Raw genomic sequence first — 21,243 nt, 5'->3', positions numbered from 1 at the left:
CGCTCGCTCGGCACATCTCTCACCTTTCCTTACATATCACCCCGACTGGACTTCGAATGGATTTTCGATTCAAACCGTCGACCGGAAACTGTCAGTGGCCATGTTTACCTTGAAGTGGAAGTATTTTTTCCCTGGCCAACGGCTCTGAGCCGCTGGCCAACCGTCAAGAACCTAGGCGGACGAAGCATGGAACAGGATGATGCTGTCGACTCCCCGTCCGATGCGCAGGCGCGGCTAGAGCTGTACAGTTACGCCACCGCTGACAAGCACGCCCACGAGTACATCGCGCTGATGCGACTCTTCACCGACACCCTCCTGACTGACCTGTCGGCAGCGGAAGCGGCCACGCTTCTGGCGGAAGCCGGAATCGCGCTCTCGATGGACGACGTAGAGGCGCGCTGCCGTCAGCTGAAGCATTGGGGAAACCTGGTCCCGTCCACACGCGACGCACGCGTGGCGACGGTCGCCGAATGGCTACGCTCCCGTTCTCGCTATCAGGTTTCGAAACTCGGCGGTCGCGTGCACCGCCAGATCGAGGACGTGCTGTCTGCCACCGACGGCGCGAGGGAAGTGGCCCGGGAACTGCTCGGCGGTACCGTCGAGATCCTCGATCGCATCCTGCTACGGATCTCCCGGGACCGGTACCTGGACGCAGAGGCTCTGGCCACCGACGTGACCACCGTTTTTAACAACCAAAGACTGTTCACGGAGAGCGTGCGGGATTTCTACGCCTACCTGCACCAGGTCCTGTCCCGATATGACCTGGCGGGTGCCGAGTACGCGGCGTTCAAAACCCTTCTCCTCGAATACGTCGATCTCATCTCCGCCGACGTCGCCCGGCACGCGCCCGCGGTAGCCGTCCGACTGGAGAAGATCGTCGCCGGCCTCGATCGGCTGCTCACGGCGCTCGCCACCCTCCCCCGGCTCACCGGCCCTGACGGCAGCCCTGCGGAGCGGTCGCCGGGGCGAACGGCGGCTGAATGGAACGAGCTGGTCATGTGGTACGGCGGCGGAGAGGGGCGATCAGGCCCCGCTCAGCTACGCGCGGCGGCCGAGCAGGCGCTCGGTCAGCTCTTGGCGAACGCCAAGCGCATGCTTGCCGCCTCGGGCACTGGAGTGTCCCGCCGCGCCGACTTCCTGCGGCTCGCGGCGTGGTTCGCCGAGGCCGACACCGAGGAGGCGCATCGCATTTTCGCAGCCGCGTTCGGCGCCTACCCCTCACGGCACCTTCTGATGGGACCCGACGAGACCGGAGCACGGGCCACGCCCGGCACCTCGTGGTGGGAGGCCGATCCGGTGGAGGTTCCGATCTCGCTGCGCATACGCGGAGACAGGGCCGCGCGGGGTCGTACGGCACGCGTTCCGGATCCGGGTCTCGACCGGGAGCGGCTGCTGACCGAAGCGCGTGAGGAGGCCGAGCGTAAGGCTGGAGCGGCGGCGGAGTTGCTCGCCGTGGGCGATCTCAGCGACGCCGCCATCTCCCGCGCGGCCCGCGATCTGCTGCTGGAACGGCTCTCAGCCCTGCTCGCCCTGGCGCAGGAGCTGACCACGCCGGTCGCCTCCCAGGACACCGACCTGGGCCTGACGCTGGTCGCCACGCCGCTTCCGGGAGGCGAGACCAGGGTCCATTCCGACGACGGCCAGCTCACCGTTCACAACCTGGCACTGAGCGTCCTGCCTCTCTCGAGATCCGGCGATCCCGCCGACGTCACCCAGACAGGAACCGACGGATGACTACCGCAGCTCACGACGCCGACGAACGCCGCATGGCCGCCCGCGCGCTACTCGCCAACCCCGTGCTCACCGCGTACCGCCATACTGAGGAGTTCGCGCTCGTACGCAGGCACGCCTCCGCGCTCAAGCCGGCCTTCGGGCGGTTGCTCGGCTACGCGCTGGTCGTCGAGTCCGGTTTCGCCCGGCTGATCAAGGCACCTTTGCCCGCGCAGGCCCCGGTCCGCCCCGCTCGCCGCTCTTCCGGCAGCGAGTTCACACCGCGTACCTACACCTATCTGGCGCTGGTCTGCGCCGGGCTTCTGGCGCGCGATGTGGGTGAGCAGGTTCTGCTGTCACAGCTCGTCGAACAGATCCGGGCGGACGCGGTCACCGCGGGAATCACGATCGACGACACGCTTGCCGAACGGCGCGACCTCGTCGCCGCCATCGATCTTCTGCTGGCCTGGGGCGTCCTGACCGAGACGGACGGAACCGTGACGGCATGGGGTGAACGTCGCGAGGAGGCACTGCTGACCGTCACCCGCGGGCTGCTGCCCCATCTTGTCTTCCGCCCCCTGCATCCGCTGGACCGTCCCGACCTGCTGTGGGTAGCGGATCCGGACGAGCCCGAACAACCGCGCCGCACGCTGCGCCGCAAACTCGTGGAAAACCCCCTGGTACATCGCGGCGACCTCAGCGACGCCGAGCGCGACGTGCTGCGCCGGGAACGCACCGAGCTCACCCGTGTCCTCGAGGAGAGCTTCGGCCTGACCCTCGAAGTACGCGCGGAGGGAGCGCTCGCCTACGACGCCGACGCGCAGCTCACCGACGTCGTCTTCCCCGGCACCGGTACCGTACGCCAAGCCGCGCTGCTCCTCATCGACGCCCTGATCGAGGCCCTGCAGCCGAGCCCCGGCACAGAGGTGACGCTCGACGGCCGGACCCTGCCTGGCGTGCTCGCCCCCTGGCACGTCGTGGACGACGAACTCGGCAAGCTCGCGCAAGCCCACGTCGGCGTCTGGCGGACGGACGTCCTCGACCATCCGCTGCAGCTCCGGGACGAGGCGGCCGACCTGCTGAAAGCCGTAGGCCTCTGCACGGTCACGGGAGAGGGCCTGGTGGTGCATCCCGCCGCCGCCCGCTACCGGCCGGCGGTCCGCCTCGCGCCCCCGGCCACCCGCGCCAAACGGCGGCTCGACGACGACGCGCAGCAGTTCCAGGCCCCCTTGTTCACGGACGGCACCGATGAAAACGGAGAACCCACATGACCCTGCTGTCCAGTGCCCAGGAAGGGCTCGCCGCCGTAGCGCAAACGCCCCAGCACCATCCGCTCCGGTGGCGACTGCACCGCGCGGGCATGGTCAACGTCTGGTACTACTACGACACCGAGTTCGCCTTCTCCGGCGGACGATTGGTGCTGCGCGGCACCAACGGCTCGGGGAAGTCCCGGGCGCTGGAGATGCTGCTGCCCTTTCTCCTTGATGCCGACCGCCGCAAAATGGACGCCACAGGGTCGGGCCGGGTCCGTCTGGAAGACCTCATGCGAGCTGGAGGTGAGGAGCAGCCGAACAGGCTGGGCTACCTCTGGCTGGAGCTCATCCAGTACGGGGACGGCGTGAAGAGCCCGGACAACGCTGTCCGGCCCGAGTTCCTGACCCTGGGCGCGATGGTGCGTTTCGCCAAATCCACCGGCGAGGCGAAGGCCTGGTACTTCACCACACCGCAGCGTGTGGGCCAAGACCTCGTCCTGCTCGGAGAGGATCGAACACCCCTGTCGCGCGAAAGGCTGGCCGAAGCGATCGGCGCGGACCACGTCACCGACTCACCCGAAACCCACCGCGAACGCGTACGCGCCGCGGTCTTCGGGCTGACGGGCGACTCGGGCAAAGAACGTTTCGCCGGCCTCCTTCAACTGCTTCGAACGCTCAGGTCCCCCGATGTCGGCAACCGGATCGAGGAGGGCAGGCTCCCGCAGATCCTCTCCGACGCGCTGCCCCCACCGAGCGAAGCCGCACTCTCCCAGGCAGGCGAGCAACTCGATGGCCTCTTGGAGACACGCACCGCTCAGCAGCGGCTGGAGACGGCGCACAAAGTGGTCTCCGGCTTCCTCGACACCTACCGGCGCTACGCCGTGGGCGTCCTGGTCGAGACGGCCGAGGCCGCCCGAGCCGCCGCCGTCATCGCTGAAGACGCCGTACGGGAGGCCGGTGAGCTGGGCGAGAGGCACCTGCGGCTGGCCGACGAGCACGCCAGGACCGACGCCCAGGTGGCGGAGCTGACGATCAGCGAACAGGAACTGCGCAGGTCCGTTGACGGCATTCGCGGCTCCAAGGCGTACAGCGCCATGCGGGAGCTGCACGACCGCGAGGTCACGGTCCGCGCCCTGGAGAGTGCGGCGCTCTCCGCACTTGGCACGGCGAAGGCCGCCAGGGACGGCGAAACCAGCAGAGTACGTGCAGCCGACGAGCGCGCCGAAGAGGTGACGGACACCATCCGGGAGGTCATTTCCGCCGTGACGGAAGCCCATGACCTGCTGGCACAGGCCGGCGTACACGCGACCCTGCCGCAGGTCAGCTACGTACGTGAGGACGGCGATACGGGCGGCGCGGAGGTGGTCCGGCGGTCGTTGCACGCCGAACCCGAACCACTGATCCGCCCGGCGCCGACCCGCCTCGACGTGATGCCCCCGGACCTGTCCGATGCGATCGACCGGGTGGTCCGCGCCGAGCACGCCGCGAAGCAGCGCGATGTGCACGCGATCTCCCGTCGCGAACAGGCTCTTCGGCTCGACCAGCAGGCGCGCGAGGTGGAGGCGGCCGACAAACGAGCGTCGCGGGAGGAGCAACGGCTGGCGGATGCCACACGGGAGGCCGAGGAGGAAGAGAAGGCTCTTGACGAGGCTGCCCTCGCCCTGGCCCGCGACTGGTCGGCCTGGATTGCCCACGAGACGACGCAGAGGTTGCTGGGCGAGGTCGACTGGCGCTCCACCGCTCTGCATCCGGTGCTCGACGACGCCGGCACGCTGGCAGGCGACGACCTGGCCGGGCTACTCCCCGAGCTCGACCATGTCGCCTCGCATGCCGCCACAGCGGTGCGGGACCGGCTGTCCCTCACCCTCGCCGGCCTGATCAGCCAACAGGAGTCGGACGACGAACAGCGCGGGCATCTGGAGACGGAGCGGGACGAGCTTCTCGCCGCGCACGATCCCGATCCCCCGCGATCGCACTGGACACACCCCGCGTCCGGCGACCAGGTGCCCTTGTGGCGGGTCATTGACTTCCGCCCACATCTCGACGAGCGGCAACGCGCCGGCCTAGAGGGAGCCCTGCTGGCCTCTGGCCTGCTGACCGCGACGATCGACGCGACCGGCGGCCTCGTCGCGCCGGACGGCCACCTGTTGGTGCACCCCATCGGTCCGGTGGCCGCACACTCGCTGAACGAGGCAATCGTCGTCGAAGCCGGCTCACCTCTGCCGGCGGAGGTCGTCCAGAATGTGCTCGCGCGGATCTCCTGGGGCGATCAGAGCCATCCGACCTGGGTGGACCACGACGGCGCCTGGGGGAATGGCCCGTTGACCGGCCGTCACCGCACGACGGCGGCCCGGCACATCGGCGCCGCAGCCCGAGCCGCAGCCCGAGCGGCGCGGCTCGCCGAGATTGACGCGGCGCTCGCCGTTCTTGCCGAGGCGGCCACGACTCGTGCCGCCCGGCGGCAGGCTCTGCTCGACGAGCGCCGGACGCTTGACACGCACGTCCGCTCAGCCCCGCGCAGCCAGCCGGTGCAGACCGCACGTGTCGTGCTGACGGGAGCGGTCAAGCGGGTGGAGAAGGCCGAAACAGAGTCCCGCAAGGCCCGGGGAGAGGCCGTCAAGCTGCGCCGCGAATGGACGACAGCGCTCACTGCCCACCGTGAGGCTTGCGCGGCATTCGGCCTGCCCACCACCGTCGACGAACTCGACACAGTACGCGACCAGCTCAGGAAGGCCGGACGGCGATGTGAGAGCACGCGTCAGTTCATCGCTGAGCTACGACACCGTGTGGACCTCCACGGCAGAGCCGTGGCGGAGGCCCATGCGGCTCGCGAACAACGGCACAACGCTGAGGTCACGGCCGAGCGGCAGTGGGCCACCTGGCACGGGGAGGCCTCCGAACTTGCCGCGCTGAAGGCCAATGTCGGGGCGGCGGCCGACAGGGTGCGTGCGGAGCTGAAAGCCGCCGAGTCCTCACTCGAAGCGTGCAGTGGGCAGTTGACCGATCTCCGTCGCCGCATCGCCAAGCTGGCGGAGGAGAAGGGCACGGCCGAGGCCGAGGCGCGTACGGCACGTGACCGTGCCGCCCGCGAACGACGGTCGCTCACTGACGCGGTGGACCGGCTCGCGCACCGGCTGGCTCTGCCCGGCGTGGCGGCCGCGGCGATTGGACAGCCAGGACCGCAGGTGCCCCAGTCCGACGCCGACCCCGCCACTGTCAGGACCGCCCTGCAAGGTCTGCTGGCGGCGCTCGACCGACGCGGCGCGGCCGTCGACGAGAACGCGCTGATCCGGGCGCAGCAAACCGTGGAACGTGAGCTCTCCGGGGGCTTCGACGTGATCCCGACCGTGGACGGCGGTGTCCGGTTGATCGTGATCGTCGACGGCACCGGTCAGCGCTCGCTGCCGGAGGCCGCCGCCGAGCTCGGCCGTCAGTGCGAAGAGGGACGGCACGCGCTGAGCGAGCGCGAGAGGCGGGTCTTCACCGAGTTCGTTCTCGGGGGCGTCGCCGAAGAGCTCCGGCAACGGCTCTTGCAGGCCGGGGCCTTGATCAAGGCGATGAACACGAGCCTGAGCGGCATCAGCACCAGCCACGGGATCGGGGTGCGGCTGCGCTGGAACCTCGCCGACCACGTCGGACCCGCCGTCGCGAGGATCCGCACGCTCGTGTCCACCGCGGACGACGTCCGCTCCCCCGAGCAGACCAGAGAGCTGACCGACCTGCTCAACGCGCGCGTCAACGAGGAGTTCGCGACGGACCCCACTGCCGGGTACGCGACGCATCTGAGGTCCGCACTGGACTATCGAGCGTGGCACGAGGTGGAAGTCATCATCACCGGGCCCGAGCCAGGGCGCGAGCGGAAGATCAGCCGGCGGGCCAAACTGAGCCAAGGAGAGACGCGGTTCGTGTCGTATGTGACGCTGTTCGCCGCCGCCGACGCTTACCTGTCCGGTCTGCCGGACACGGCGAGGGCGCTGCGCCTCATCCTGCTCGACGACGCCTTCGCCAAGGTCGACGACCCCACGATCGGCGAATTGCTGGGGCTGCTCGTCCGGCTCGACCTGGACTTCGCCATGACAGGCCACGCTCTCTGGGGCTTCTTCGCCCAGGTGCCGGCGTTGGATTGCTACGAGATCAGGCGCGGGGAAGGCACGGCCGCGGTCACCACCCACATCCATTGGGACGGCCGCAACCGGCACCTGCGAGCGGCCCGATGAGCCCGTCCACCCCTCACCCGCTTCCTGAGCGCACTCGCCGCTACCTCGCCGATCCCTGCTTGACTCCCCTGTGGGCGGCCGCACGTACAAAGCTGGAAAGGGGCAGGCTGGCCGTCACCGGGACGGTCACCGTGACGCTGGACGAGGACGGCGCCGGCAAGCTCGCGGGCCTGCTCGGCAAGCCGGTCACCGCGGGCCGGGCGCGCGTCTCCCTCACCACGCTCGACCAGGCACTGCGGAAATCGGCCGCAGCGGCTGGCCTGGTCACGGTCGTGGAGCAGCTCACAGGCGGCGAACTCGTCGATCGCGCAGCAGCCCGGGAAAAGACCCGCGCCTCGTGGGCCGGCATCTGGCAACAACTCGATGCGGCCCTCGGGGCGGCCGGTCTTGCCGGCGCGGACTGGACCCCGGTCTTCGTCGAGGGGGTACGTCGCTCGGGAATGTTGACCAGAGCCGGCGTCGATGCCGCTACCACGGTAGTTCCTCAGTTCGCGGCCGTACTCCGGGAATGCGCAGCGGCCGGCGCCTTCGAAGCCACCGTCGTTCCCCATGCCGACTGGGAACTCGCTGAACTGGCCGGGCGGTGTCTTGGCGACGCGCACGGCCTGGACGACGGCAAACTCACCGCTTCGCTTCTGCTCCGTGCGGCCGCGGCGGCATTCGGCATCGCCACACCCGAGACAGCCGAGGAGCGATGTAACCTGTGGACCCGGTTAGGAGTGACCCCGGATCTGGTGTCCGGCACTGCCCTCGTCCTCAACCTCAGTCCGCCCGGGCCCGGCCCTTGGCCGGAAATGATGCGCGCCCGTACCGACATGGGTCTGATGACGCACCTGACTCTGCACGAACTGCGCGGAGCGGCGACCGGCGTACGACTGGCCACACCCGGAACTCAGGTGTTCGCCTGCGAGAATCCGCAAGTTCTGCAAGCGGCGGCGAGAGCGGGAGTATCCGTCCCCATGCTGTGCCTCGCCGGCAACCCGTCCCTTGCGGGATGGCAGACCTTGCGACGGCTCGTGCATGACGGCGCCCGGGTTCTTTATCACGGTGATTTCGACTGGCCGGGAGTGGCAATCGCTACACGCCTGTTCGCGGTCGGCGCGGAGCCGTGGCGTATGCGAACCGGCGACTACCTGGCGGCCGTAGCGACCTTGCCGCCGGACTCGGTTCTTACCCTCACTGGTACTCCAGCGCCGACCCCATGGGAACCGAACCTCACGGAAGCTATGCGCCGACAAAACCTCGCCATCCACGAGGAGACGCTCATGCCGATCCTGCTCACCGATCTAAGCGTCAACGAGACAGCGTGGAGCCTTCCATGAATTGTAGAAGCAGTGGCGCCAGGGGATACGAACCCTCAAGAAGACCCGCATCCGAAGAGCGGTAACGCGTCGCAGGGTTCTCCCTGCAAATACCGACTTGACCAGCACAAACGCCCGTCAATCGATGGACGATGGGAGGCCCTTGTCGAGGAGTTGGTGAACACTCGAGTACAACCGTATATCGCCCATCGGGTGGACATGTTGGACTCGAAACGACTGGAGCTCTCCTAAAGCGGGTGCCGCAGGTTCGAATCCTGCCGGGGGCACTCATCTCGACCAGGCATTTTGGCCTCTGACCTGCGGTTTCTCAGCCGCAGGTTTTTTGCTTTCCAGAGCCTCGGCATGCCGTTGAGGGTAGCCGAATGCAGCCGTAGGACAGCGCTCTGGGGACATACGGGGGATGATCTTGGCGGGTATCCCGCCTCACCCCTGCCTGGCTCATTCACAGCCGAGCTGTACCGAGCGTCCTGCTCCACTGCGTAGCTGACGAACTCTAGCGAACGCCCCGAGCAGGGGAGCAACAGCGAGTTCCCCGCCCATTCTCGCGCCGCTACTGGAACTGGTTACGCACTCCCTCGATGAAGTCCCACCAGTCGCCGACCCGTCCGCCTGAATAGCCGTGCCTCTTCAGCGTCAGATGGAGGGTTCGCTTCAGCGGATGCGGTGACTGCATGATCGCCTCGTTCCGCAGAGCCAGACGGGTGAGCTCGCCCCGCGAGGGCGGCCGGTTGCTCTTCTGGCCGTTGCAGGGTCTGTGCGCAGGGGCAAGGTTCCAGATGGCGTCCAAGTCGAGCTTCGTACCGCTCAGAAGCCGCTTGAAGGAGTATGGAAAGACGTGGTCGACCGCGATCTCATCGACGCCGGGAATGAGTGGCTGAGCACAGATGATGCACCGGCCATGCTGAAACCCGATCACTGCCTCAGTGACGCCAGCTACTGAGCGCCGACGTTCTTTGTCGGTGATCCGCAGCGTCGTCATATCGACCGCGACGCCCTCCTCCATCAGGCTTCGGCCAATGCCAGCGGCGAAGGAGGTCTCGACGATGCTCCATCTCGCGACCAACTCGGCCTGCAAGGTCGGTTTCTGCTCCGACAGGGCCACCTCACGGAGATGCTCTGCCAGCCTCACCACCCGTTCCCGAGAGCTGCCGGTCACCTCGTAGAAGCGATGAGGTACCTCAGCGCCGCCGTCGCCACGCAGATTGTGGAACTTCTGCATGACCATCTTCGGCATCGACTCCATGGCGGCAGCAAGCAGCCTCTCGGTGGGCGAGCCAAGCTGTATGGACTCCGCGGCTTCCTCCTGGGCCACAGTCAGGAAGTCCGTTCCGCCGGCAACACTCCTGGATGAGGCCTGCGGCGCCTGCGCCAAGTGCTTCACCAGACTCATGGCATACGGGCTCGCCAGGTCTCGTAGAGGGAGGTCGGTGCGTCCTTCGGCAGCGGCGCCCAGCAACGCCTCTCCCAAGGCGAACTTGTAGGTACGCGTGTTGGCCCCCATGAGCACAGCCAACCTCCATGAGGAGCGAGCGGCCGGCTCTTCGCGAAAGAACTCCACAGTCATCCGTACATACCAGCCTTGATCGCGTTTCGACCGGTTCAGGGTAGTTCGCGATCAGACGAATGTCACCGGGGCTCGATAGGCTCCGGAGCATTGCAGGTAGACGACCTAAAGGGAAGGGCATGGAGCATGGGAAAACTAGTTCGAGACAAGATTCCGGACATTATTCGCCGGAGCGGTAAAGAGCCGGCTGTTACCGCTCTGGACGACAGCGACTATCGCAAGGCTCTACTGACCAAACTGTTTGAGGAGGTCGAAGAACTCCGCGAAGCCTCCCCCTCCGAGGTCGCGGAAGAAATTGCCGACGTCTACGAAGTGCTGCGCGCGCTAGCCACGGTGCAGGGGCACGACTGGAGCGTGATCGAGAAGATCGCAGCCGACAAGCGCGAGGAGCGCGGAGCGTTCCACCATCGCCTCTACCTGGAGTGAAGCTACAGGCACCCTATGACAGCGTGCCCGATCTGCGACTACAGATCTGATGGGTATACCTGGTCAGCCTGCTATCCCAAGCAAATCAGAAGTCCTGCCTACCATCAGACCTCATGGTCCAGCGAATATCGAACCCACCACTGGGATTTGTTATCTCCCATACGACCTTCCTGACTTACGTCGATGTGCTTGAACTCATGAGCAAGAGATGCAAGCCCCTGACATCGACACTGCAGGATCTCAAGAACCGATGGGAAGGCTACGGGCCTGGGCACGAGCCGAAGCGCGGAGACCGCTCAAGTACGCATGAAAAGCGTGACGGCGGTTCTGATCCAGGTTGAGGGGGAGATCCAGCTGAGCGATCAGTACGGACTCTCCCGCCCAAGGCTCGTCATGAGGGACCCAGCACACACGAGCGTGCTCAGCCATCCACTCCGTGAGTTCCTTCTCGCCGGCCTTGCCGAAGGTCATCCGTTTTCCGCTGCCCACCCGTCGAAGCTCGAGCCCGAGCAGGCAACCGAGGCTGAGACGCAACGTGGAGCCTTCCGCGTTGCCGCGGAAGTGATACCGCACCCTGGTCCGGAGATTCTGCCTGCTGGCGCGGGTCGCCATGCGGCGGGGAGCGATTCCCACGTAGAGGAGACGGTCAGCAGGCAGGCTCGGGTGCGGAGGCCGGGTGAAGTACCACCCATAGATGCCCGCAGCGTCCGGAACCGGACTTGGGCGGGCGAGGACTTCGGCTGCTTCCCACAACTTGACCGGACTCAGCAATCCAGCAGCGTCCATCCTTGCCCTCCCGTCTTCTCTGTGTGGGGAAGGCTAGAGCACGTCACTGACACTGCGCACAAAGGCGGTGCAGCGGTTCCGGGCGGAATCGAACTCTGCCCAGTTGCTCATGCCTGCCCTTCCAGCAGTCCCGCGAGAAACTCTTGCGTCTCGGGATCGACCGAGTAGAGGGCGGTGCCCATCATGCCGCGGGTCAGCAGCACCTTGTAGGTGTTGCGGATCAATTGGTCCGCTTGTTCGTCACTGACGCCCTTACGCGTCAGCGCCGGGTCCTTGCTGGCGCTGCGTACGGTGACCAGCCTGCCGTCGCGGTAGACGAGATCCGGGCCGAAGATCACGCCGTTCCAGTCGTACTCGAAGCCCTGGGCCGTGTAGACACACCCGACCTGCTCGAAACCACCAGGCGCGGAGGCCCACAGGGCGCTGGCCGGCGCGTTCCCCACAGCGCGGTCGCCCTTGACGTTCCACGGCCGTGCCCAGTCGCCGATCCGGACGTCGGCGACGAGGCTGTCGTCGCCGTTCGGGTTGCTCCAGGGCCAGCAGAACCCCGCGGTGATCCGTGCCGAGTAGCCGGCCTCGAGCCGGGCCCGCAGCAGGGCCTCCAGTTCGTACAGGGACTCGGTGAGGGAGAGGGCGAAGTGATCGTCTCCCTTCCACACCTCTGGGGCCTCGCCGTTCAAGCCCAGCAGGCGGAGCACCCATTCCTCGTACGTGCGGCTCCCGCCACACCGGAATTGCGCGTCCAGATCGACCTGGTGCACGGCAAGGCCGAGGGAATGAGCGTGAGCGGTGATGTCGGCGACGCGCCCCATCTCACCCGGTCGTACGACCTGATGCTCGTCCAGCAGGAAGACCGGCACTCTCGCTGCGTGGATGAGCTCGTCCACCTGTGGCCGGCCCGTTCGCTGAGTCGACCTGGTGAACCTGTTCTCCGAGGTCTCGCGAATGCGGTGTGCCTCGTCGCAGATGAGGACGTCCAGATCGTTGGGCTTGGCGGCCATGAAGTTGTTGAAGTACTTGAACATGGCCTTCATCCGGGTCGACCCCTTGGCGACGACTCGCCTCATCGTCTCGGTGAAGGAGCGTGAACCGGTGGCGTGCAGGACCGAGTAGCCACGGTTGGAGACCTCGCCGAGCAGGGACAGCGCGATGACGCTCTTGCCGGAGCCAGGTCCGCCCGTGATGATCACGACCTGCTTGGAATTGCTCGCATGGGCCTTCTCCACCGCGTGCATGACCATCTCGAAGGCCAAGCGCTGCTCTGCCAGCAGGACGAACTGGTCGCGATTCTTGATCTCCCCGGCGGCGGCCTTGAGCAGTTGCTTGGACGGCCGGATGGAGCTGGAGAGCAGGCGATCGGCCGCGTCGGCTCCGGGCTCGGGCGCGAACTGCGCCTTGAGGTAGTCCACGAACTGACCACGGCGTGTCTTGCTGAAGAGCCGGGTGCGTTCGTCCTCGACGTGATCGTAGAGATCGTGGATGTCCAGGTCGTTGGCGTTGTGCAGGTAGGCCACCCCGCGTACCGCGTTTCGGTGCTGGTCCAGGGCCCCGACGAAGTCGGCGAGGTATTCGCAGTAGCCGCGTACCTGCACGACCGGGTGAAGCTTGGGCCGCTCGCCCATGCCCGGCACCAGGACTAGCTCGGCGTCGTCCTCGTACAGTTCGGCCTGGCTCCACTGCTTGAGCTCGACGATCAGGTAGGAGTCGGCACCCGTACGCCGGTCGCGTCCGGCCAGGATGACATCCGCCCGCTTGCTGGTTAACGGCAGCTGGTACTCGATGAGCATCTCGACGCCGCCCAACCCGGCCGCGACCAGATCTCGGGCCAGGATCGGGAGGCTCCGGTCCCAGGACCGGCGCTCCCCTCTGCCCGGATTGATGCCTTGGGTGGCGCGCAGGTTCTCAGCGATCACCTCGCTGAGAACACGCTCGGGCACCGACTCAGACACCAGCTGGACCAGGCTTTCCGCCGAATGCCGGAAAACGGCCACGGATGTACCCCCAGGCAGCACGAAAGACTCGTGCGGTATGGGGGCGTGTCCGCCACCAAGGCGGAAGCCCGTCGGGCCGCATCACCGATACGCCCAGAAGATTACCTAGATCTTCGTCGCTGCGCTGGGCCAAGGAGTTCGCGAAGCAGATCGTCTGGACTCCGAGGCCGTCACCAGGCTCTTCTCCCTGGTGATCGCCTGCAGACGATGTCAAGCCCCGGTCGGTCGCTACGCCGTCCTCTGGCGCGACAGAAACCTGCGGACTGCGGCTGGCCGGTCGTAACCGATGGCATGGCGTTCGTGGCCGAGCGTTTCTCCTTGTACGCAAGGCATTCGCTCCTTGGGTCAAATGCATTGGGAGGAATCACAAGAAAGTTGGTTACCGGGGCATTTGACCCGTGCGGGGTTATCGTCAGCTGGGGCCCTTGTCAGCTGCACGAGGAGATCGGCATGCCTGGTCCTGATCGCGAGCTCATGCAGGCGGCAGCGCAACGCATCCAGAAGCTGTCCGACGACAACTGGTGGGCTCTGCATGACTCCTGCCAGCTCATGGAAGCCGAAGCATGGGTGGGTCCGACGGGCAACCGCTTCGGACAGTCGGTGCACGACTGCCAGCGCGAGCTGCGCGCGATGCTTGCCCAGGCCGTCGCCATGTCCAGGGACGAGCTGGTGAAGACGAGATGAGCTTCAGCGGAGTCAAGCTGCCGGAGTTCGACACCCTCGTCACCCGACACACGGCGGCGGCCAGACAAATGGAAGAGCTCGCCTCGCGGTTATACGGGGAGCTTACGAGCGCCGGCCTCGACACCACCCCTGCGGAGCGGATCAGGAAACTCGCCGCACAGGTCGGTCAGGAAGCCGAAGACCTCCGCAACCGGCAGCGCATCGTCCGCGAGATAGAACGTCACAAGATCAATCTCGGAGCATCCGTAGCGACAGGATCTCTCATCGCGGTTCCGGACTCGCTCCGACAGGCCCAGGGACAGCTTGACGGCGCGCTGGCCGCCAAAGCGGCGATCGCCGCAGGCCGCGGTGACGCGAAGGCGATGGCGGAACTGCAGAGGTACGCGGGTCGCGTCAATGATCCGGACTTCGTGAAAACCTTCCTCGCCAAGCTGGGCGCCAAGGGCATGACCGAGCTCTCGGCCGCGCTCGGTTTACAGGTTCGCGCCAACGTGACCTCGAAACGCGACCCTCAGCAGGTGAAGCAGGTCCAGCAGGTCATGAAACTGCTGGCCACCGCACTGGCGAAGGGCACCGATCCTGAAGACCAGGCCTTTATGGGAGACACCTTCCTGGACCAGTTGAAGAAGGAAGGGCGGGCGGAGCACAAGGCCCTCGAAGTGACCTACGTCGGCTATCAGGCGCAGGCACTGATCTGGAGAGCTAGCGACGGCAAGCCACCCTTCTCCAAACGGTTCATGGAAGTGGTCGGCAGAGACGCCATCGTGCACCAGAAGGAGCTGTCCGACTCGCGCATCCCGTACGCCAACAGCATGGACCTGGCCACAGTGCTCGGAATAAGTGACTCCATGCAGCCGGGCGGGCCGCGAATGGGGCAGCCGGGAGAGCCGATCAAAGCGAGCGTCATCGATGACCTGGCCCAGGCGGCACAGTATTCACAGCCGGCTGCGCAGGCGTTGCTCTTCCACACCCCGAAGGGGTGGGACAAGTCGATCATGAAATACCTGCTCACCGATCGACTGGACGGCTTCAACATGACGGGCAACTACGCCCCGTTCGCGGGATTACTGCGAACGGCGCTGAGCGGCAAGGACAAGGAGTCACTCAAGTACGCGAACGAGGCGCTGACTATTCTGAAAGACGAGCTCAAGGGCGTCTTCGAACTCGGTGGTGACGGCAAGCTTCAGATTGCCAAACAGGATCAGCTGAAGCGCCTGTCATTCCTGGCCGGCCCGATCGGATCGATCATGGCGGCGCACATCGACCAGGTTTTCGGTGTTCTCGAGGATGGCGAACCAGGGCTGCGGGGAGTCCGCGCAGACGAGATGGATCGACTGCTGGCCTTTGTCGGATCCGACGCCGCTGCCACGAAAGCACTGGTGGAGGCCGAGATGCAGCGGATGCTGAGCATGATGCACGAGTCCTACAGACGGGACGGCGGGGAGCAGATCAACGAAGTACTACTACCGGAGGCGCGCTTCATGGGGCACATCCTCGAAACCCGACGACTGTACTTGTTGGCCCAAGCCAAGAGCGACGAGCAGGCCAGGGAGGAGATGAAAAGCCTGATCAACAGCGCGCTGAGCGAGTTGACCGGACCAACAGGTAAATTGGCCGCTCGCTTCGGGCTACTCGGCGAGAAGGCAAACGAGAAGCTCACCCCGATGGCATTCGAAAAACTGTCTGCGCTATTAGTCGACAGGATGCTCCAGGAGGGCATGACGACGGGGTCGGCCCTGCAGCAGGCGAGCAATGAACGCATGATGACCATGTCGATGATCAAAACAATGGTTCTCGGCACTCGTATCGCACGCGGTCAATGGAGCGCCGAGGCTCGCGCCGACCTCAAAGGAAAGTCCTTCGCCACAGACAGCCAGCCTCCCGCACTCAAACCGCTCGACGAAATCAGGGCGGATCCGGTCATGTTCGATGATTTCATCGCGTGGGCACGCTGGCACACTAAGGTCGAGAGCACTTTGCAGACAGTGAAAGAGGCGATGGACAACAGCGCCGGTGTCGATGTCCACGAAAGCTTCAAAGTCGAGACGTACTGATATGCGCACCGCTACTATGGCTGCCGCCCTCGGGGCTCTGCTCACCGTGGCGCTGATCCCCGCCTGTAGCAAGCAGAACGATCCTCCGCCTCCACCCCCCGCGACGACGGACCCGCGCCCAGTAAGCGACTCAGGCCCTTACTGGTGTGATGTCATCCCGCAGCAAGCAGTACGTCTGATCAGCGGCTTGTCCATACCGCTGAAGGAGAGCAAAGACGGCGTGCCGACCACTCACGGCGGCTGCTTGCTGAGGAATGAGTACGCCCGCTTCTCCCTCAACTGGTCCATCCGTGGCGGCGACGACGCGCTTGATCTCGCCCAGGAGAACTTCGGCCGCCGCCGACTGGCTGATCTGCCACCTGATCTCGGAAAGGGACTGGTCGCCTACACCGAGGACGAGCCTAGAACGCGTCCTTACGTCGCTTTCATGCTGTTCCGATGCGGAGACAAGCGCCCTTGGATGGGCATCGACTTCTCAGAAATAGCCAAGAATCGGAACGCAGTAACCGACCTGATCGCGTTGCTCCGCATAGCCCGCGACCGCTATGGCGAAGTGCATCAATGCACCCCCAAAGCGACCTAAATCAAGAGACCGGTCAAACATCCGCGTAACGATGGTACGACCGCTCGGATACGGAGGGCAGGAGCATCAACCTAGTGGCAGTGATTCATTACTCGGTGTAGAACCAATCGGAGCAGCGACACGGATCGGACGAGCAAGGAAGGTCCTGATTCATGCAACGCTGTTGATTCACTCGTCTACCCGGGACGGGACACCACATTGCTACCCACATACGCACAGGGCTGACCATGCCGATCTTCCAAGAAGGCACAGCCCGTTCAATCGTCGCGCACGACCGCTCGCTCGACCTGTTCGCCAACCGCTTCGAGCTGACCCGCCACGTCGTCACCCTCATCAACGACGACCCACCCCCGGAGCGGATCCTCTACCTTCACGGCCTCGGCGGCAACGGCAAGTCGCTGCTCCTCCGCCACCTGGAGAAACGCTCCTGCCTTCGCACAGACCGCTGGGCGGACCTCCGCGACACCCCCGACACCGAACTGCTCGACCGCCTGGCCGAGCACGGCCGCCAGGTGCCGGTGGCCAGGATCGACTTCGGCGCCCGGCCGGCGGGCGAGAACCGGCCGCAGGAGGCGTTCTCCGCGCTGTTCATGCTCAAGCGCCAGCTCGCCCACTACCGCATCACCACCCCGCGCTTCGACTTCGCCGCCATCACATACCTGCACAAACTGGGCTTCGACGTCGCCCACCGCATCCCCGAGCTGTTCCCCCGTACTGAGGTGGACATCGCGCTCGACATCGCCGACGCCATCCTGACGCTGCCGATCCTGCGCGTCGGGCACCAGCTCCTGCAACTGCTCAACGCGCGCATGGACGGGACCTTCACCCGCCGGCGCATGCGTCGCCGCCTCTCCCCCGAGGACGCCGAGCACATCCTGACCCTGGTCCCCGAGCCGGACCTCCTGCATGAGCTGCCGCGGTTGTTCGCCAAAGACCTCAACGACGCCGCTGCGGACCAGGCCCGGATCGTGCTGCTCTTCGACACCCACGAGGCGTTCTTCGGCGAGGCCATCGGCGATACCGACAGCCTCATCCACGCCGACAAGCTGATGCGCGACGAGTGGCTACGCTGCCTGCTCGGTCATCTCGACCTACGCGCCGGGATCGTCGCCATCGTGGCAGGCCGCACCCGCCCGCCGTGGTCGTCCGCGCCCGTCTTCCCCATCCCCGACCAGTACATCGACCACCGCCTGGTCGGCCCCCTCACCACCGCCGACGCGACGCAGTACCTCACCCTCGCCGGCGTCGCCGACCCCGCCATACGGACGACGCTCGTCGCCTACGCCTCCACCGCCCCGGACGAGGTGCACCCCTACTTCCTCGGCCTGTGCGCGGACGTGGCGCTGGTCGCCGGCCCCCGCCTCGACCCCGGCGACTTCGCGACGCTGATCGACAAGGAACGCGACCTGGCCCGCCGGCTGCTCCAATGGACGCCGGCCGAAGCCGAGTACGGCATCCTGGCCGCCAGCGCCTGCCGCGCCTTCACCGCCGAGACCTTCCACCACCTCGGCCAAGCGCTCGACTTCCCGTGCGACCGCAGCGCCTTCGGCAAGCTGACGGCCTTCTCCTTCATCTCGCCGCTACGAGGCGGCACGGCCAGCGGCGCCGGCGCGTACACCATGCACTCCATCCTGCGGCGGTCGCTGCAGCGCGTCCGCCCGGACGAGGTGCGCAAGGCTCACGAGGTGCTGGCGAGATACTACGGGGCACGCCAGGAGTTCACCGCCGAGTTGGAGGCCGCCTACCACCTGAGCCATCTCGACTCCGGCCAAGGAGTGGCGGCCTGGGTCGCGCTCATGGACCGCAGCCTCGCCACCGGCCGCTTCGACCGCTGCCGGGCCCTGGCCAACTTGCTCAGTGACCTGCGCATCGACCGCGACGAGGACAAAGGCCGCTGCCTGTACCGGGTGGCCCGCGCCCATCTCGGCCTCGGCAACTGGGCCCAGGCCGAAGCCCTGATCGACGGGCTTCCCTTCAGTTCCGCACACGCCGTCCTGGTACGCGCGGAGGTCGCCTTCTGCCGGGGCGACTTCGACCACGCCGAACACCTGGCACACGCGGCCCTGGCCCTCACTGGCGAGGACGCCCGCGAGGGCTTCCTGTTCCGGCTGGCCGAGATCGAGCTGTACCGAGGGCGATTCGCGGCCGGCCGCAAGAACGCCACCGAGGGCATGAACACCTCCTCCGACCAGGCACCGTGGCTCAAGCTCCTGGGGGAGATCGAATACTTCTCCGGCAACGTCGAACGAGCGGACGCCCTCATCAGCCAAGCTCTCCAGGACGTCGCCGCCCGCCCCGCCCACCAGCGCGACCAGGCCCTGTACGCCGGCCTGCTGCAGGACGCGGCGCTCGTCGCCGAGGCCACCGGCGCCTGGGAGACCGCGCTCAACAGCCAGACCGAGGCCCTCGCCATCCGCAAGGCATCGGAGGACGCCCGCGGCATCGCCCAGTCCCTGCACGGCCTCGGCAAGGCCCGATGCGGCCTCAACCGGATGCGGGAAGCCGCGCGAACCCTCGCCGAAGCCGGCCGCATGGCTCGCGACCTCGGCGACGGCCTGCTCGCGGCGAAGGTCACCCACAGCGAAGCCGACGTCCGCCGCGCCGACGGCGACCACGCGGGTGCTTGGGAGCTGACCGTTCAGGCGTTGCGGGAGTTCGAGCACCACGGCACCCCTTACGACGTGGCCTCCGCCTGTCTCTCCCTGGCCCGCCTCGCCCCGCGGGGCCGCGAACGCGTCCAGTACGCCGACCGCGGACGCCGCGCCATCGCTTGGGGCGGCTTCGGCGTTCTCACCCAGCTCTTCCCGGACCAGGCGATCCCGCCCGCGCGGCGCGTCCTCAACGGGCTCACCGGCTTCTGCTGCGGAGATGCCCTCGGCGTTCCCTGGGAGGGCAAACCGCCCCAGGACATCCACCTCACCGATACACTCCCCGCCCGAGGAGACTGGCCGCTCGGCAGCACGTCCGACGACACCGAACAACTCATCCTGCTCGCCCGGAACCTCATCGACACGGGCGGCTCAGAGGTGGCCTTCCTCCAAGCTCTGGCAGCAGCCCTGCCGACCATGCGCGGCGCCGGCCCCACCACGCGCGGAGCGGTGGAGCGCTTCGCGGCCACCGGAGCGCCGGCAGCCGAGGGCGGAGCGACCAACGGCGCCATGATGCGTGTGCTCCCCATCGGCTGGGCCGTGCCCGCCACGGAAGCCGACCGTCGCCGCGAGCTGGCCGTACGCATGACGAGAACCACCCACGCCGACCCGCGTGCCATCGCCACCGCCTGCGCCGTGGCGGCCATGGGTTCGTGGGCTCTGGAAGGTTGCCCCGCCGAAGATCTCATCGCCGTAGCCCGCGAGGAGCTGGATCATTTCGCGATCCCCGTCCCCACAGGCTGGGTTCCCAGCCCAGACGGGGTGTCGCTGGACGTCATGGACACCTTGGGTGCGATCCTCCACGTACTACATCTTCACGACGAACCGGTTGAAGCCATGCGGTACGCGGTCGGTCTCGGCGGGGACACTGACACCGTGGCTGCGATCGTCGGAGGCATCCTGAACTGCCGCCAGGACACGGCGGACATCCCCTGGGCACCGCAAGTCGCGCTCCCGCCGGAGCTGGACACCCTCGCCGAAGGGCTGCGCGCCATGCGGCAGGCGGCGTATGGCTGACTTCTGGATCATCGGCCCCATCGCCTGGGACCTGGCCCTCTACGTCGATCACATCCCACCGAGCGGTCACTTCGCCCAGGCCGGCGAGAGCATCGAACGCCCCGGCGGCACCGGTGCCAACGTCGCCGTCGCGCTGAGCCAGGCCGGGGGCCGCGTCCACATGGTGGGCTACGTCGCCGACGACGCCGCCGGCCGCGACATGACCACGACGCTCACCGCAGCCGGGGTCAATGTCGATCATGTCCAGGTCCTGCCAGGACACACGTCCTCAGTGATCCTGCTCATCGAACCCGACGGCGAACGCACCATCATCGGCATCCACCCCGACCTGCTGCACACCATCACGATCCCCGTAGAGGCCGTCGCCCCCGGAGACATCGTCTACTTCGCCGCCTGGCATGCCCCGTTCACCGTCCCGGCCCAGACGATGGCCGCCGCGGGAGCCCTCGTCATCAGCGTTCCCCCGGGCACGACCCCCGCCATGCGCTACCTGATCGGGTCCCGCAACGACTTCTCCACGATCCCCGAGGACACCACCGCCATCGTGACCGAAGGCGCCGGAGGCGTCACCGTTCACTCACCAGGCCAGCGCGACCACTATCCGGCCATCCCCGCGAAAGCGGTGGACGTCACGGGAGCCGGCGACGCCTTCGCCGCCGGCTTCCTCTGGGAACTAGCCCAGGGAAGAATCCTCGCGGAAGGCGTGAAACTGGGTCTCACCTGGGCCGCGAGCACGGTGCAGACGAAGTCGTCCATGCCGAACACGGGTCCTTAGCCGCCCAAGAGCAGGTGGCACGCCTGGTTACGGATCCGCTGATCAGGGCGGGACGGCGGGAACAGTTCCTCGCACCAATCGACGTACGGTGAGATGTTCCGCGGCTCACGATGAACGTGCCGGCGTTTCTCCGCACGCTTGGGACGAGGCACCGGTTCCTTGCGTTCGACATGACTGCTCGCGGGAGGCGGGATCGGGCGCGGGCGCGGGTGC

At 66.7% G+C, this 21,243-nt stretch carries 13 protein-coding genes; 10 read left to right on the top strand and 3 right to left on the bottom strand.

Annotated elements, in window-relative coordinates:
- Nucleotides 1-186: 186 nt before the first annotated feature.
- The 4 genes from AB0H75_RS37380 to AB0H75_RS37365 are packed head-to-tail and all read left to right on the top strand — an operon-like array spanning nt 187 to nt 8,502.
- Nucleotides 187-1,734 carry a DUF2397 domain-containing protein gene (locus AB0H75_RS37380; protein WP_367804389.1) on the top strand — a complete coding sequence of 516 codons (1,548 nt, stop codon included), beginning with the start codon at nt 187-189 and terminating at the stop codon, nt 1,732-1,734.
- Nucleotides 1,731-2,981, top strand: coding sequence for a TIGR02678 family protein (locus AB0H75_RS37375; protein ID WP_367804388.1), 1,251 nt, complete (start codon nt 1,731-1,733; stop codon nt 2,979-2,981). The genes AB0H75_RS37380 and AB0H75_RS37375 overlap by 4 nt, the downstream gene beginning before the upstream one ends.
- Nucleotides 2,978-7,180, top strand: coding sequence for a TIGR02680 family protein (locus AB0H75_RS37370; protein ID WP_367804387.1), 4,203 nt, complete (start codon nt 2,978-2,980; stop codon nt 7,178-7,180). Before AB0H75_RS37375 ends, AB0H75_RS37370 begins: the two co-directional genes overlap by 4 nt.
- Nucleotides 7,177-8,502 (top strand): TIGR02679 family protein, encoded by a 1,326-nt coding sequence (locus AB0H75_RS37365; protein WP_367804386.1) that lies wholly within the window; start codon nt 7,177-7,179, stop codon nt 8,500-8,502. The genes AB0H75_RS37370 and AB0H75_RS37365 overlap by 4 nt, the downstream gene beginning before the upstream one ends.
- A 550-nt stretch (nt 8,503-9,052) precedes the next feature.
- On the opposite strand, the gene AB0H75_RS37360 is transcribed toward AB0H75_RS37365, so the two are convergent.
- On the bottom strand, nt 9,053-10,066 hold the full coding sequence (locus AB0H75_RS37360) for an HNH endonuclease (protein ID WP_367804385.1): 1,014 nt from the start codon (nt 10,064-10,066) through the stop codon (nt 9,053-9,055).
- Between the two features lie 126 nt (nt 10,067-10,192).
- Between AB0H75_RS37360 and AB0H75_RS37355 the strand changes: the two genes are divergently transcribed.
- A complete protein-coding gene (locus AB0H75_RS37355; protein ID WP_367804384.1) occupies nt 10,193-10,492 on the top strand; it encodes a phosphoribosyl-ATP pyrophosphohydrolase in 300 nt (99 codons plus the stop codon).
- Nucleotides 10,493-10,732: 240 nt separating this feature from the next.
- On the opposite strand, the gene AB0H75_RS37350 is transcribed toward AB0H75_RS37355, so the two are convergent.
- Complete coding sequence (locus tag AB0H75_RS37350) at nt 10,733-11,278, bottom strand: GIY-YIG nuclease family protein (protein WP_367804383.1); 546 nt, start codon at nt 11,276-11,278, stop codon at nt 10,733-10,735.
- Between the two features lie 107 nt (nt 11,279-11,385).
- A complete protein-coding gene (locus AB0H75_RS37345) occupies nt 11,386-13,269 on the bottom strand; it encodes a DNA/RNA helicase domain-containing protein (RefSeq protein WP_367804382.1) in 1,884 nt (627 codons plus the stop codon).
- A 300-nt stretch (nt 13,270-13,569) separates the two neighbouring features.
- Between AB0H75_RS37345 and AB0H75_RS37340 the strand changes: the two genes are divergently transcribed.
- From AB0H75_RS37340 to AB0H75_RS37320, 5 genes are all read left to right on the top strand, one after another.
- Nucleotides 13,570-13,953 carry a hypothetical protein gene (locus AB0H75_RS37340; RefSeq protein ID WP_367804381.1) on the top strand — a complete coding sequence of 128 codons (384 nt, stop codon included), beginning with the start codon at nt 13,570-13,572 and terminating at the stop codon, nt 13,951-13,953.
- A complete protein-coding gene (locus tag AB0H75_RS37335) occupies nt 13,950-16,007 on the top strand; it encodes a hypothetical protein (RefSeq protein ID WP_367804380.1) in 2,058 nt (685 codons plus the stop codon). Before AB0H75_RS37340 ends, AB0H75_RS37335 begins: the two co-directional genes overlap by 4 nt.
- A 187-nt stretch (nt 16,008-16,194) precedes the next feature.
- A complete protein-coding gene (locus tag AB0H75_RS37330; protein ID WP_367804379.1) occupies nt 16,195-16,590 on the top strand; it encodes a hypothetical protein in 396 nt (131 codons plus the stop codon).
- A gap of 227 nt (nt 16,591-16,817) precedes the next feature.
- On the top strand, nt 16,818-20,255 hold the full coding sequence (locus AB0H75_RS37325; protein ID WP_367804378.1) for an ADP-ribosylglycohydrolase family protein: 3,438 nt from the start codon (nt 16,818-16,820) through the stop codon (nt 20,253-20,255).
- Nucleotides 20,248-21,030, top strand: coding sequence for a carbohydrate kinase family protein (locus tag AB0H75_RS37320; protein ID WP_367804377.1), 783 nt, complete (start codon nt 20,248-20,250; stop codon nt 21,028-21,030). The genes AB0H75_RS37325 and AB0H75_RS37320 overlap by 8 nt, the downstream gene beginning before the upstream one ends.
- Nucleotides 21,031-21,243 lie beyond the last annotated feature (213 nt).

Origin of the sequence: Nonomuraea sp. NPDC050783 (assembly GCF_040802095.1) — a bacterium.
GTDB lineage: Bacteria > Actinomycetota > Actinomycetes > Streptosporangiales > Streptosporangiaceae > Nonomuraea.
The sequence above is the reverse complement of the archived record's forward strand: the minus strand, read 5'-3'. Positions and strand labels throughout refer to the sequence as shown.

What these genes read in the sequence shown, in the direction of transcription:
- AB0H75_RS37380 (WP_367804389.1), top strand. Translation starts at nt 187, where the DNA reads ATGGAACAGGATGATGCTGTCGACTCCCCGTCCGATGCGCAGGCGCGG.
- AB0H75_RS37375 (WP_367804388.1), top strand. Translation starts at nt 1,731, where the DNA reads ATGACTACCGCAGCTCACGACGCCGACGAACGCCGCATGGCCGCCCGC.
- AB0H75_RS37370 (WP_367804387.1), top strand. Translation starts at nt 2,978, where the DNA reads ATGACCCTGCTGTCCAGTGCCCAGGAAGGGCTCGCCGCCGTAGCGCAA.
- AB0H75_RS37365 (WP_367804386.1), top strand. Translation starts at nt 7,177, where the DNA reads ATGAGCCCGTCCACCCCTCACCCGCTTCCTGAGCGCACTCGCCGCTAC.
- AB0H75_RS37360 (WP_367804385.1), bottom strand. Translation starts at nt 10,066, where the DNA reads ATGACTGTGGAGTTCTTTCGCGAAGAGCCGGCCGCTCGCTCCTCATGG.
- AB0H75_RS37355 (WP_367804384.1), top strand. Translation starts at nt 10,193, where the DNA reads ATGGGAAAACTAGTTCGAGACAAGATTCCGGACATTATTCGCCGGAGC.
- AB0H75_RS37350 (WP_367804383.1), bottom strand. Translation starts at nt 11,278, where the DNA reads ATGGACGCTGCTGGATTGCTGAGTCCGGTCAAGTTGTGGGAAGCAGCC.
- AB0H75_RS37335 (WP_367804380.1), top strand. Translation starts at nt 13,950, where the DNA reads ATGAGCTTCAGCGGAGTCAAGCTGCCGGAGTTCGACACCCTCGTCACC.
- AB0H75_RS37325 (WP_367804378.1), top strand. Translation starts at nt 16,818, where the DNA reads ATGCCGATCTTCCAAGAAGGCACAGCCCGTTCAATCGTCGCGCACGAC.
- AB0H75_RS37320 (WP_367804377.1), top strand. Translation starts at nt 20,248, where the DNA reads ATGGCTGACTTCTGGATCATCGGCCCCATCGCCTGGGACCTGGCCCTC.